We start from the raw sequence: 13,926 nt of genomic DNA, 5'->3' as shown, positions 1-13,926 counted from the left end.
GGAAATTTTAGAGAATAATATATTTTTGTTATTGTTTATTTATGGTTATAGTGCTAATATTGCCAATGTAGTTATTATGTTTTTTTGTAAAATGAAAACCCTTACACAAAAGGAGGACAAATGGATGAAGAGATTCAAAAAAGGGTTCACACTGCTCCTCACCTCCATCATGCTGATTTCGATGGCGGCTCCTGCGCTTGCAAGCGGCAAGGCGGATGAGAATACGGGGACGCACTGGGCCAAGGACAGTATTGCAAAGTGGCAGGGAAACGGTGTGGTTCAGGGTTACCCTGACGGATCATTCCGGCCGGATAACCAGGTGACCCGGGCTGAGCTGGCCAGCATGGTGAACAAGCTCTTCGGATTCAGCGCTGCGGCGGAGAACGCCTTTGCAGATGTGCCGGCAGGAGCCTGGTATGCCAAGGATCTGTCTATCGCCAGACAGGCCGGTTATTATAAAGGTTTCCCGGACAACAAAGCGAAAGCGGATACAAAAGTCACCCGCCAGGATGCCGCCGCTCTTTTTGCAGCAGTGTTCTCGTTAAAGCCAAACGTTGGCGCGGCATCTGCCGCTTTCACGGACAGTAGCACTATCAGCGGCTATGCCAGGGAAGCCGTTCAGGCGCTGAACGGAACGCTTAGCGGATATCCTGACGGCAGCTTCCGTCCGGACATTCCCATTACCCGGGCTGAGCTGGTGAGTATCGTTGACAGACTGGTCAGCCGTTACATTAACACGGCTGGAACGGTTACCGGCGGTGCTATCCAGGGTAATGTCCTGATTAACCACACAGGTGCTGTGCTCAAAGACAGTGTGATTTCGGGCAATTTATATCTGGCGCCCGGCATCGGCAGCGGTGAAGCCGCCTTGGAGAATGTAACCGTGTCAGGTACCGTGTACACTGCCGGAGGCGGAGAGAACTCTATTCATTTCAATCATTCCAAGCTGGCTGCAGTGAATGTCAACCGGCCGGAAGGTAAAGTGCGTATCGCAGACGAAGACGCTACAACTGTAAGCCGGATGGGAATTGAAAGCGCTTCTATTATTGAGGTGGCCGAGAATGCGGTAATTTCCGAGCTTGTAATCGGCAGCGGTGCTGCAGGCACTTCTCTCGCAGGCAAGGGGACTGTCAGTAAGCTTGACGTCCGCGCAGTATCTGTTGTCCTGAACGGCCAGCCTCTGGCGGCCGGAATCTATAGTGTTAAGGGCGGAGTGGCTACGGCTTGGACCGCGGCGGGCAGTACTCCGGCTCCAAGCCAGTCGGTTGCCACAGCTTCGCCCGGCAATCCATCTGTGACACCGGTACCAAGCAGCCCGGTGGTTACACCGGCACCAAGCAGCGGTAACGGGGGAACGGAACCGTCCCCGCGTATCGTGGATTTGGCGGACGCAGATGCATCGTCTGCTACCCGGTCACTGTTTGCGTATCTGGAAGATATCAGAGGCACAGGTACGCTTTTCGGGCAGCAGCACGTAACCGATGAAGGCCAATCCATCAAGAAGGTTGACGGAACGGAATCCGATGTGAAAAATGCCGTTGGTGTTCATCCGGCCCTGTTCGGCTGGGATACACTCAGCCTGGAGGGCAAAGAGAAGCCGGGAGTATCAGGGGATGTGTATGCCAGTATCGGCAACCTCGCTGCCAGAATGAAGAAGGCCTATGAATCGGGAGGTGTACTTACCCTCAGCTCACATATGCCTAACTTTGTGACCGGAGGCGATTTCTATGACCTTAAGGGCTCGGTCGTTTCACATATCCTGCCCGGCGGAGACAAGCATGCCGAGTTCAACACCTTTCTGGATCATATCGCGGCCTTTGCGAACAGTCTGAAGGACGACAACGGCCAACCCATTCCGGTTATTTTCCGCCCGTTCCATGAACAGAGCGGCAGCTGGTTCTGGTGGGGACGCGCTTTTACAACAGAGGACCAATATAAAGAGTTGTACCGGTACACAGTGGAATACCTGCGGGACATTAAGGATGTGCACAACTTCTTGTATGCATACTCTCCGGGCGGTGGTTTTGGGACGGATGAAGAGCAGTATCTCGAAACCTATCCTGGTGACGATTATGTAGATATTCTGGGCTTCGACAGCTACTACAACGGGGAAGGGCAAAGCTGGTTCGACGGTGTGGCGACAGAGGCCGCAACGCTCTCGAAGATTGCCGATAAGAAGCACAAGGTTGCCGCGCTGACTGAATTTGGCTATCAGAACATGAAGGTGGCAGGCAACTCCACTCCGGATTTCTATACCCGTCTCAGTACGGCGTTGAAATCCAGTCCGGATGCCAAGAGAATGGCCTATATGCTGACCTGGGCTGATTTCACCCCAAGCGAGAACTCTTATGTTCCTTATCCGCTCGCTTCCGGAGAAGAGCATCAGATGATGGCTGATTTTAGAGCCTTCTATAACGATGCGTACACCTTATTCAACGGCGAGATTAAGGATGCTTATATGAAGGCAGTTACCGCTGCGAAGGAGCAGCCATTCATGCACATTGCCTCTCCGGCAAATCAGGCGACAGTGACAGAGGGGACTACCCGGATCCGTGTACGCGTACTGAATGAGGCGCCGGCAAAAGTAGTATATTCCGTTGGTGAATCTGCTGCGGAGATGCCGCTCATACTGGACCCGGTAACAGGTTTTTATGTGGCAGACTGGTCCCCGGACGCGAAGCTGAATGGTAGGATGGCGACGGTCACGGTGAGGGTATACGGTGAAGGCGGGACTGTATTATTGGAACAGACGAATACGGTTTATGTCAAAATCAGTGAAGTTCTGCTTGGAGTCTATACCTTCGACAACGGTATTGACGGTGTTCAGAGCAACGGCGGTTATCAGGCGGTAATAGACTCCACCCAGCCGGGTTCGTTCAACGGCAGCGGTGTGCTGAAGGTGAATGCAAGCGGGATGAACCCTGCAGATACTTGGCAGGAGCTGAAGCTGGAGCTTAAAACTGCAAAAACGGTTATAGACAGTGTGTATCTATCGGATGTGACCCGCGTCAAGCTGGATGCATGGGTTCCATTGTCCGCACAACCTGTGAATGGGAATGCAAGTCTGCAGGCGGTCGTGCAATTGCCTCCGGATTGGAATGGCAAATATGGGATCGGAACGACACAGATCACTTTTGCGGATCTGCCCAAGGTAACCATCGATGGCGTGGAATATGTGCATTTCACACCGACTATTGATTTGACTGACGCGGCGGCGCTCCTGGCAGCCGATGATATTGCGGTATCCATTGTGGGCAGTGGACTGGCAAGCGGGAGTATTCCGCTGTATATCGACAATATCGGATTGTACAACACCTATGTGGAGACCGGAGCTGATCCGGCAATGGTTGACGATTTCGAGGGCTATCTGGGCAGTAACGAAGCGCTGAATACGAAATTTGTGCACGCGGGTGGAGATACGACCGATACGGTGCTGGATGCGAACAAGCATAGCGGCAGTTACGGCATGAAGTATACCTATACCTTGGGCGCAAGCGGATATTCGGGTGTGACCAAGGCGCTTAATGTGGATTGGTCCGCTTACAATGCACTTCAATTCTGGTATAAGCCGGATGCCAAGGGGCAGAAACTGGTAATACAGATCAATGCCGGTGGCAGCACTTACGAGTACTACCCGGACACGGCCACTGACGGGGCTGCACTTGTAACTGCTAAGTTTAGTGAGTTCGTTCCGGCCAATGGCGCTACAGGAACGCTGACCAAGACCAACCTGAAGGATGTTCAAAAGTTCTCCATCTACACTAATGCCAGACCGGATGGTACACAGCTGACATCTTCGATGTACTTTGACGACATCAAGGCGGTTAATGATCCGAATGCCGGAAATGTGCCGGGCGGAAGTGCCGGAGGCGGTCTGCCTCTGGGAACCCTGTTTGACTTCGAAGGCTCTGTGCAAGGATGGGCATTTGGTGCTAACACTATCGGAGCAAGCCAATTGATATCGGGTACTGACGGAGGCAAAGGGGTGCTGAGCGCTGACTATCCGCTTGAGGCGGAGGCCTCGAAGGTCTTTGATCTGAACTTTGTGGGTGATAAGGACCTGAGCAACGGCAGCACCTTGAAGCTTCACGTGCGGGTTTCATCCGGAACGGCCAAGGGCAAGATGTTCCTGAAAAGTGGGGCGAACTGGGAATGGGCCAATACGGATGAAGTGACCTTAACGGATCAATACCAATGGATTACGTTGGATCTGAACGGATATGACTGGACCGGAGAAGTCAAGATTGATAAGACAATGGTTCGCGCGCTGGGCTTGGAGATATTCTCTACGGACAGTACAGCTAGTGTCTACGTCAATGAAGTGATTCTTGAGTAGCAAAAAAACTTCATAACAGCACATCGCCCTCGTGCAGCCGCACGGGGGCGATTCACATTAAATTGAGAGGAGATCATAGCAGATCCCCGTTTACCCGCAGACATGTCTAATTCCCTATTCACGAACCTTACATAGTATAAAATTCTTAATTCATTCTGCCGAAATAAAGACTATAGTCTATCATTTTGCCTATTCATGAAAATGAAAAGTAATATTTGCAAGTTAAAGCTATGTTTTCACAAAGGTTGAGGGGGCGCTGGTATGGTTAAGAGGCTTAGGCAGAAAAGTCCTGGGAAGAAAGGGATCTCGGGAATGTGGAATAGCGGGATCATTAAGCGGGGGGTCACAAAAGTCAGAGGCAGTATCTCGATTAAGATTGCCTCCGGATATGTAGTCTTAGCCATTCTGGTTCTGGTTTTAGGGGGAGTCTCCCTGTCTCAAATGAAAGGAATGCAGAAGAATACGGACCAGATCATCGACGAGATGATTCCTGCGCTGAATCAGATCCATAATATCAATTACTACACAGAACATATTATGTCTGTCAGCATGCAGCATATTTTAGATACCGGAGGTACAGAGAAGGCGAAGCTTGAACAGGAACGTGATTCGTATATACGCAAGTTGGCCGAAACCATGACAAGCTACAAGGCTGGGCTCAAGAATGAAGGTCAATTGCAGCAGTTCAATGCCCTCCAGGACAAGTGGGATGAGTATATGACTATCAACAACCAGACAATCAAGCTTAGCGGCTCAGGCGATGAGGAGCTTGCCCTGGAGGTCTCGAAAAAAGGGATTGCCGCATTTAACGCCATGCAGATTGATATCGTGAAACTTGTGGAATCCAGTCAAAAGGAAGCTGCGGATAAAGGAGAGCAGGCTGGTGATATTTACAAGACCTCCTGGACCCTGAGTCTTGTCACGCTGGCGATGGTACTGATTGTGATCGGGGGTATCAACATGCTCATCCGGCGGTTGATGATTCACCCGGTAAAGAAGGTGACCACCCATCTACAGCGTATATCCGGCGGTGATTTGACTGCGGAGGATACCCTAATTGGGAATATGGATGAAATCGGCCTCTTGGCGAAAACGGTGAATGACACGAACCGGACTCTTCTGGAAATCGTCAACCGGATCAGAAGCGTTGCGCAGATTATTACAGAGCAAAGTGAAGGCTTGGTGAATAACGTAACTACAACCAAGGAAGGGGGCACCCAGATTGCCCTCACCATGGAGGAGTTGGCCAAGGCCGCTGGAAGTCAGGCCGAAGCAGCTGTGGATGCATCCAGAGCTGTTGAAGACATGAACCGGCTGATTGAGAATTTTGCCGGCAAAGGCATAGAACTGTCGGAGCATTCCGAGCAGGTTAGGATGAAGGGCGATAAGGGTAAGGAATTGATGGAAAGCTCTGTAGCACAAATGGGCCAAATTGCCGAGGTGGTGTCACGGTCCATGGAAGCGGTAGAAGAGCTTAATCACAAGAACGAAGGCATATTCAGGCTGGTGGGGTCGATCCGCAGTATTTCTGAACAGACGCATCTTCTGGCGATTAATGCGGCGATCGAGGCCGCTAGAGCCGGAGATAGCGGACGAGGCTTCGCTGTTGTTGCACAAGAGGTGCGCAAGCTGTCGGAGGATGTGCAGCAGACGGTCTCGGAGATTACCGGCATCACGCAAGGCATCCAGCATAATTCCATGGAGATGGTTCAGCAATTACGCAGTGGTGTGGAGAAGACGGAAGAGGGCAGCCGCAAAATCATGGAAACAGGTGAAGCGTTGGCCGAAATTAACAAGTCAGTATACGTGATGTCCCGTACCATTGACGAGATGGGCCGTGATCTCCAGCAGATGACCGGGGCAAGTGAAACCATGAATGAATTCAGCCAGCACATCTCAGCCCTGGCCCAGGAATCGGCGGCCAGTGTGGAAGAGACTTCGGCATCAGCTCATGAGCAGGTAAGCTCCACTAATGAGGTGGCGACCGGGATAGAACAGCTTAGAACCCTGCTGGGAGAGCTGAAGGAATCAGTAACACAGTTTCAAGTATAGCAGAGCAGCGCGGAGCGTTAGCGGATGTTGTGCTGATGCGGAACCTGCTCGTGAACATGAATAACGGGTGTTGTCCTTGGGAGGGACAGCACCCGTTATTTGCTTACTACGTTAATACCGGCGGCTGTAGTCTACCAGATTGCGTGCAGGGGTTCCTGATTGCAAATAGGATTTCATGTTCTCTATAAAAATATCAACCAGCCGGTCCGCATAGCGGTCTGTGGCCCCGGCACAATGCGGGGTAATGACGACTTGTTCCATCCCCCATAGCGGGTGCTCCTGGGGAAGCGGTTCTGTCTCAAAAACATCCAGGCCGGCACCGGCCAAATGTCCGCTGTTCAGCGCCTCCATCAGCGCCTCTGTATGGGTTGTGGCTCCCCGGCCAATATTGATGTAATAAGAGCCTTCTTTGCAGGCTGAGAAGATCTCCGCATCGAATAGTTGCTGCGTCTCTTCGGTAAGCGGAAGTGTGTTGATTATGAAGTCGCCTTGGCCTACTGCATCTTGAAGTTGACTAGTCGTGTAAACTTCATCGAAGCTGTCAACCTGCTTGCCGGAGCGGCTTACTCCCACGGTTTTCATCCGGAAGGCCTTTGCGATTCTTGCCGTCTCACTTCCGATAGCACCGGTTCCGGCGATAACAGCCGTTTTACCGGTTAGTTCGCTCTCATTGCCTTCCGAATGCCAGCGGCGGTTCAATTGATTGCGAACCGCTGTATGCAGGTTCCGGGTAAAGAGGAGCATGAAGCCGAAAATGACCGCTGCAATCGGCTCCGCGTGCACACCGCTGGCATTGGTCAAGAAAATGCCTTTGTCTTCCATAGCCTCAAGAGGAAGCTTCTCGACCCCTGCCGACCAAGTCTGCACCCAGCGCAGCGGAGACTCGGGCTTCAGCAGCGTGCCGCTAATTCCCTTCCCCCAGCCGATAACAATTTCTGCTTCGGCAAGCATGGCAAGATCGGGATCTTTGCCGTTTCCAAGCATAAGGGAATAACCTGGAGCGGCTTCGCGGATTAACTCTTGCTGCCGTGGTGAAAGAGTGTGCAAACAAACAATGGTTTTCGTCAAGATGGTTCCCTCCAGTTATACTATATAATAGGGCTGTCTGATTCTGTATAGAATAAGGATAACAAATCTACCCTGAAAGGTGAAATTGAAATGGAACGTAAGCTGTCCGGCTCTGAAATGGAACGCTTGTTCATCGCGGTAAATCTTCCCTCCCTACTATGCAAAAGCTTGGCAAAAGAGTGCAGCGCCTTGTCTGCTACGCTGAATTTTGCCAAATGGACACATTCTGAGGATTATCACATTACCCTGCAATTTCTCGGGGATACACCCAAACCGTCGATTCCTGATCTGCTTGAAGCCTTAAAGGAGGTATCTTCCACTTGTAAGCCATTTCAACTGCATCTCACAGAATGGGGGGCTTTTGGGCGCCCGGAAGCGCCAAAAGTGCTCTGGGCGGGCGTTTCCGGAGAGTTGGAGAAACTGGCAGATCTCCAAAAACATGTGATTTCTGCTACCCGTCCTCTTGGTTTCATACCCGAAGCAAGGGGATTTAAACCTCATCTTACATTAGCCCGCAAATACCGCGATACCCTCCCGTTCAGCCTCGAGAGGCTTTCTGATTTACGTGCCCAACTGCCTAATAATGAGGAAAATAAAGGAATTGCGGACTGGACGGTGGATGGTTTTTTGGTGTATGCTACCAGGATGCATGCCATTCCTATGTATGAAATGATCGAAAAATTACCGTTTTTCTGATATAAAATCGATAAGAAAGTTTTCAAAGCTTCCATTTTCGGTTACATACAATAGGAATGTGCCGTAAATTTAGGAGGTAAAAAATGGTAATCTTTAAACAAAACCGCTGTATTGCGCTGCTTGTTGGCGTTATTCTGGTGTGTTTCTCTGCGATAAGCCTGCTTGGTTCTGAAGGAGCCGCTAAGGGCAAAAATACAGTACAAATGAATCATTTGAACTCGAATGTTCAAGCTTCGGCGTTGACCCTGTCTAGTGGAGCCTCAACTAGCTTGCTGAGGACAAGGAATACCCCGAAACCCATGCTCTACACCACAGCCGCCAATCTGTTCCATACCCAGAGGATCAGGCAGACCGTGGAATGGATCAGTCCGGATATACTGAAGCCGAAAGGTACAGCAGTAAGGACTGGGATTCTCCGGCAAAAGGCAGCTGTGGTGAAGTCAACTCCGCCCGTGGTGCAGCAAGTGGCCAAGACGGCGGCGGCTAAGGGGAGCCAGACCGTAATTACCCAAAAGACGGCAATTCAGCAACATCCCCCCACTCAATTGTTCTTCTCTCGGACAAAGCTATTAAGCCAGGAGCAGCGAGGTCAAGCGGCCTGGAGCTACGCGGTATCCGAAGAAGACCTGCTACTGCTGCAAAAGATCGTCATGGCAGAAGCAGAAGGCGAACCGTACCAGGGCAAAGTGGCAGTCGCCAACGTTGTTCTGAACAGGCTGCGGTCAGCCAATTTTCCCGACACCATTCATGATGTAATCTATCAGAAAAGCCAGTTCAGTCCTGTGGCCAACGGGCGTCTTAAGCGCGTGAAGCCCAACGGGGACAGTATTAAGGCTGTTACCGCCGCACTCTCCGGAACCAAGGCAGTGACTGACGATACGTATTTCTTCCTGTCTCTTAAGCTTGCCCAGGATCTGACGGTGCATCATTCCAGGCAGTACGCCAAAACAATCGGCAATCATACTTTTTATAAATAAATGATAGAGCAGGTGTCCCGAAGTCCTGAAAATGGTATTGGGACATCTTTGCTTCATTACAAGCAGAAACGGTACCGGGCCTATGGCCGGTACCGTTTCTGCTTGAGTCCTATCCTCTTCCATTCGGCGCCCTCTTGCTTAAGGCGTGACGTACACAGCTTCTTCATTTCGTGCAGGAGCAGCAACCCGTGCCCCCCGGAGCTCCGCAGATGTTCCGGCTGCAGGTTTGCCCAGCATCTTCAGCACGGCGGCAGCGCAGTGGCTCGGCTGCTGGCGATCCGGGGCGAGCCGCCGTCTGCGTAACTCTTCCAGGCCGGCGTATTCACGCAACAGCAGTGAGAACCATTTGTCCACCACATCCGAATCGAGTTCCTCGGCAAGGCCCAATTCCACGAAGTATTGGCAGTTCTTTTCTTCCTGGCCGGGAATGGCGCTGTAAAAAAGCATCGGAATGCCTTTGGCCTGGCCTTCCGTACAGGTCATCCCTCCAGGCTTCGTAATCAGCAGATCAGAGGCGTCCATCAGCTTATTGATCTCGCTGCTGTATCCCAGGATCTTTACATTGGGATGGTTCAGCAGCGGATTGGCTCTCATTTTGGCTACAAGTCTGTCGTTGCTGCCCATACAAAACACCAGTTGGATATCATTCGTACGGGCGGTGAGCGAGTTCATGACTTCTTTTCCGAACATGAGCCCCCAGCCGCCTCCCATAATCAGTACGGTAGGGATATCAGCAAGTCCCAGTTCCTTCCGCAACAGCTTTTTGTTCGATCTCTCCCAGAATTTAGGGTGTAAAGGCATGCCTGTGACGGTAACCTTGTCCGGGGAGACCCCCCGGCCGGTAAGTATCGACTTGACCCGTGAAGTTGACACTAGGTACCGGTTCGCTTCTTCATTAACCCAGCTTCCATGTGCATCATAATCCGTAATCAGTGTATACATCGGCACATCCAGTCCCTGCCGTTTCAAGCGGGAAATCACAGCAGCCGGAATGGGGTGCGTACAAATAATCAGATCAGGCTTAAGCTGCTCAATGACCTGTGAGGCATGTGTATAAAAAATCCGGTGGAGCGCCAGCTTGGTCAACCGGTTCAGGGATTTATGATATTGGGTTTTGTACATCATGCCGACCAGCTTCGGCTGGCTGCTGACTGTTTTGCGGTAAGCTGAAAGAATCCAGGGAGCGACCGTTGGGTTGAGGAATTTACCAAGCTCAATGACCCGGCACTGTACATCCGGGCTAAGACGCTTTATTCCTTCGGCCAGAGCATAGGCTGCCCCTGTATGGCCCGTACCGAAGCCTTCCGAAAACAGCAGTACTCTTTTCTTTCGCATAAGTTCACCTGCTACTTTCCTTCATAGGTAGGATTAATATTCTCTTCTATTATACTAGGGATATTACTTCTTTTCTCACATTATACAAATAAGACGTAAATAGAAAGTTAAAACCCTGCAAAAATTAAAAAATAAAGATTACACCCAAGTATTGCAAACGAAGAAGCAACGTGATAAAGTGGGTATTGACCGATTGACCGAAATAGTAAAACAGTCATATCGTATGGCAGGCCTATTTCATGAAGAAAGGAAGTGCGCGCAGGTGGCTGTGGTAGATCGAAGGCAACAGGTGCTCCAGGCCGCAACCAAGTCTTTTTCATTATTCGGCTACAAGGCGACCACAATGGATCAAGTCGCGAAGATCGCAAATGTCGGCAAAGGAACCATCTACACCTTTTTTACGAACAAGGAACAGTTATTTGATGAGATACTGCGTGAAGTGATGATGGATATGAAGGTCATCGCCGAGAGGGAGATCAGACGGGAACGGTCATTTTTTGAGAATCTGCACCGTGTTCTCGATGCTCTGCTCGAATTTCGCAGTGAACATGAGCTGTTTATCAAGTTGTCCCAGGAAAGCCGTGATTTCGGCACCCCCCAGGCCAACGAAGGTCTCGACAAGCTTGAAAATGTTGTTCTCGAATATTTGCAGCGGGAAGTAGAGTATGCAATGGATCAAGGGGAAGTGAAGCCCTGTGACCCCAAGATTGTATCGCTGGTAATGTTCAGACTGTATATTGTGCTTACGGCCGAACTGAACAGGGTGCATGTACCCTTAACCAAGGAGCAGATCAAAAGCTATTTTCATCTCTTTTTGGCAGAAGGGTTGGCAGAGTAGCCTCGTAACATGAGAATGGATAGTCTCAGACCACTCCGGTAGGAGTTTTTATTTGTCCATGATTGACCGAATGAGGAAAATAGTCATCCGGTGTTACTGCAAGTTTTCAAGAGATTCACCCTTTTTAGATAGTAGTAGCATTTTAAAGAGAGCATATGATCAGAAGGAGAGAACCAGAATGAAATCTTTATCCGTATTTGCCAAGGACCTGGGCGCAGTACTCAAGAATCCCAAGGTGCTGATCCCAATGTTTGTCGTCCTGTTCATTCCGGTGCTTTACAGCGGATTGTTCCTGAAGGCATTCTGGGACCCTTACGGCAAAATGAATGAGCTGCCCGTCGCTGTTGTCAATGAAGATAAAGGTGCCGACTATGAGGGAACCAAGCTTACTGCCGGGAATGACCTGGTAGAGGAGCTCAAGAAAACGGACGGGTTCAAATGGAACTTTGTCACCCGGGCGCAGGCGGACGCCGGCATGAAAGATGAATCCTACTATATGACTATCGTCGTTCCGGAAGATTTCTCCGCGAATGCGACTACATTGCTGGATGATAGTCCGAAGCAGGCCAAAATTATCTACGAGCCCAACGAAGGCTATAATTTCTTGGCAGGTCAAATCGGCGGCACAGCCGTGAAAGATATCAAGACTAAAGTATCTGCTAAAATTACGGAAGCTTATACGACCTCTGTTTTTGATAAAATCACAGATATCGCCAGCGGCCTTGGCGAAGCTGGTGATGGCGCCACCAAGATTGCCGACGGTGCAACCAAGCTGGACGATGGTGCGCTCAAGCTGAAGGATAACCTGCTGGTGCTGACCGAAGGTACCGGTAAGCTCTTGGATGGGGCAGCGCCTCTTACAAAGGGTGTGGCGGATCTGAATACCGGAGCTGCTGCACTGCAGACCGGTAGCAGTACGCTTGCAGGCGGACTTCAGCAGTTGTCTGCAGCCCATAAACAGCTCCAGGATGGTGTAGCACAGACAGCAGACGGCAGCAAGCAGCTCAATGCCGGATTGCAAAAAACCTCTGCCGGAGCAGCTGCATTGCAAGCTGGTACAAAATCGGCTGTAGACGGAACCACTAAGCTGCAAGCTGGTACAAAGTCTGTTGTGGATGGAAGCGCGAAGCTGGAAGCGGGATTGACTTCTTCCGTAGACGGCAGCGCGAAGCTGGAAGAAGGACTTAAAGCTTCGAAGGACGGCAGCGCGAAGGTAAGCGCGGGAGCCAAAGCGGTTGCAGATGGCCTGTCACAGCTGGCCAAATCCAATCCGCAGCTGGCGGCAAGCCCGGATGTACAGAAGCTGCTTGCAGCCAGCACCGCAGTTGCTCAAGGCACTGCACAGCTGGATCAGGGCCAGCAGCAGCTCCTTGATGGCGCAACTGCGCTGCATAGCGGCCAGGAGCAGCTGGTGCAGGGAGCGAACCAACTGCATGCCGGTTCGCAGCAGTTGGATGCCGGAGTGACCCAGCTGCATGACGGGGCACAGCAACTGAATGCCGGCAGCACGCAGCTGCTGGACGGACAGAAGCAGCTCCTGGCCGGAGCCGGAGCGCTTGAAACTGGCGGCACCAAGCTTGCCGCAGGTATGAAGCAGTTCGGTGCGAAGCTGGACGAAGCAGCAGCAGGCGGCGCGAAGCTTGCTGACGGCGGCAAAGCGCTGGAAGCGGGAACGGCTAAACTGCTAAATGGAGCCGGTCAGCTTAGCAGCGGCCTCAGCTCAGTAGCAGACGGCTCGAAGAAGCTGAGTGATGGAGCCGTACAGCTTAAGGACGGACTGGATGACCTGAAGGCCGGCTCCGGTGAGCTGGCAGTGAAGCTCGGTGATGCCGCTTCACAGACCAGTACCGTGAAGAAAACCGATGCGCTTGTATCGATGTTCGCCCAGCCGGTAGAGATTGAAGAGAAAGAGTTTACCACAGTACAAAACTATGGCACAGGGTTTGCACCATACTTCCTGTCACTTGGTTTGTTCGTAGGCGCGCTCATCTGCACCATTGTTATTCCAATGCGTGGTTCCGAGGTAATTGGTGCCAGCCGGTTCAACCGTTTCATCAGCCGCACCCTTACCTTCTCGATGATGAGCGTGTTCCAGTCCCTGATGGCCATCCTTATTGTTCTCTATGGACTAGGACTTGAAGTGCAGAATGTACCGTTGTTCTATGCCTTTACTTTCATTACAAGTATCGCCTTCATGTGGATGATTCAAGCCATTGTTACCTGGATGGATCAGCCGGGCCGGTTCGTAGTTATCGTTGTCTTGATCTTCCAACTGACAACTAGTGCTGGAACCTTCCCGCTGGAGCTGATTCCGGATTGGATGAAGTTCTTCAACCCGCTGCTGCCTATGACTTATAGCGTAAGAGGCTTCAAGGCAGTAATCTCAACCGGTAACTTCGATACCATGTGGAGCGATGCCGGAATGCTGGCTATTTATGGAGTAGTATTCCTGGCTTGCACCTTCACCTACTTCATGACCCGTGACCGTGATAGTGAAATGGCAGTGCAGAAAGAACAAGCATTAAGCTTGTAAGATTAAAAATAATTCATTGAGTAAACACACAAAGAACGCTCCTTCCGGGGCGTTCTTTGTGTGTATCTTAAAATATATAATTTATATATTC

8 protein-coding genes are annotated in these 13,926 nt (G+C 51.0%); 6 read left to right on the top strand and 2 right to left on the bottom strand.

Annotation, left to right across the window (positions count from 1 at the left end; translation table 11 throughout):
• The first annotated feature begins 124 nt into the window (after nt 1-124).
• Entirely contained in the window at nt 125-4,336 is a 4,212-nt protein-coding gene (locus A3849_RS17760; RefSeq protein ID WP_074112623.1) for a glycosyl hydrolase, read from the top strand.
• 261 nt (nt 4,337-4,597) lie between these two features.
• Entirely contained in the window at nt 4,598-6,388 is a 1,791-nt protein-coding gene (locus A3849_RS17755) for a methyl-accepting chemotaxis protein (protein ID WP_074112622.1), read from the top strand.
• Nucleotides 6,389-6,499: 111 nt separating this feature from the next.
• Here A3849_RS17755 and A3849_RS17750 read toward each other — a convergent pair whose 3' ends face one another.
• On the bottom strand, nt 6,500-7,456 hold the full coding sequence (locus A3849_RS17750; RefSeq protein ID WP_074112621.1) for a D-2-hydroxyacid dehydrogenase: 957 nt from the start codon (nt 7,454-7,456) through the stop codon (nt 6,500-6,502).
• Between the two features lie 90 nt (nt 7,457-7,546).
• Between A3849_RS17750 and thpR the strand changes: the two genes are divergently transcribed.
• On the top strand, nt 7,547-8,152 hold the full coding sequence (gene thpR, locus A3849_RS17745; protein ID WP_074112620.1) for an RNA 2',3'-cyclic phosphodiesterase: 606 nt from the start codon (nt 7,547-7,549) through the stop codon (nt 8,150-8,152).
• Between the two features lie 83 nt (nt 8,153-8,235).
• Nucleotides 8,236-9,129 (top strand): cell wall hydrolase, encoded by an 894-nt coding sequence (locus tag A3849_RS17740; RefSeq protein ID WP_074112619.1) that lies wholly within the window; start codon nt 8,236-8,238, stop codon nt 9,127-9,129.
• A 138-nt stretch (nt 9,130-9,267) separates the two neighbouring features.
• Here A3849_RS17740 and A3849_RS17735 read toward each other — a convergent pair whose 3' ends face one another.
• On the bottom strand, nt 9,268-10,464 hold the full coding sequence (locus A3849_RS17735; protein WP_074112618.1) for an MGDG synthase family glycosyltransferase: 1,197 nt from the start codon (nt 10,462-10,464) through the stop codon (nt 9,268-9,270).
• A gap of 262 nt (nt 10,465-10,726) precedes the next feature.
• Here A3849_RS17735 and A3849_RS17730 point away from each other — a divergent pair, with 262 nt between their 5' ends.
• On the top strand, nt 10,727-11,302 hold the full coding sequence (locus tag A3849_RS17730) for a TetR/AcrR family transcriptional regulator (RefSeq protein WP_143191850.1): 576 nt from the start codon (nt 10,727-10,729) through the stop codon (nt 11,300-11,302).
• 178 nt (nt 11,303-11,480) lie between these two features.
• Nucleotides 11,481-13,835 (top strand): YhgE/Pip family protein, encoded by a 2,355-nt coding sequence (locus A3849_RS17725; protein WP_074112616.1) that lies wholly within the window; start codon nt 11,481-11,483, stop codon nt 13,833-13,835.
• Nucleotides 13,836-13,926 lie beyond the last annotated feature (91 nt).

The sequence above is a fragment of the Paenibacillus sp. P46E genome (genome assembly GCF_001909095.1).
GTDB lineage: Bacteria > Bacillota > Bacilli > Paenibacillales > Paenibacillaceae > Paenibacillus_AQ > Paenibacillus_AQ helianthi.
Note: the sequence above shows the minus strand (reverse complement) of the source record. Positions and strands in the feature narration are given on the sequence as shown.

Bases quoted from the DNA above. Each gene is read 5' to 3' on its own strand.
- A3849_RS17760 (WP_074112623.1), top strand. From the start codon at position 125: ATGAAGAGATTCAAAAAAGGGTTCACACTGCTCCTCACCTCCATCATG.
- A3849_RS17755 (WP_074112622.1), top strand. From the start codon at position 4,598: ATGGTTAAGAGGCTTAGGCAGAAAAGTCCTGGGAAGAAAGGGATCTCG.
- thpR (WP_074112620.1), top strand. From the start codon at position 7,547: ATGGAACGTAAGCTGTCCGGCTCTGAAATGGAACGCTTGTTCATCGCG.
- A3849_RS17740 (WP_074112619.1), top strand. From the start codon at position 8,236: ATGGTAATCTTTAAACAAAACCGCTGTATTGCGCTGCTTGTTGGCGTT.
- A3849_RS17735 (WP_074112618.1), bottom strand. From the start codon at position 10,464: ATGCGAAAGAAAAGAGTACTGCTGTTTTCGGAAGGCTTCGGTACGGGC.
- A3849_RS17725 (WP_074112616.1), top strand. From the start codon at position 11,481: ATGAAATCTTTATCCGTATTTGCCAAGGACCTGGGCGCAGTACTCAAG.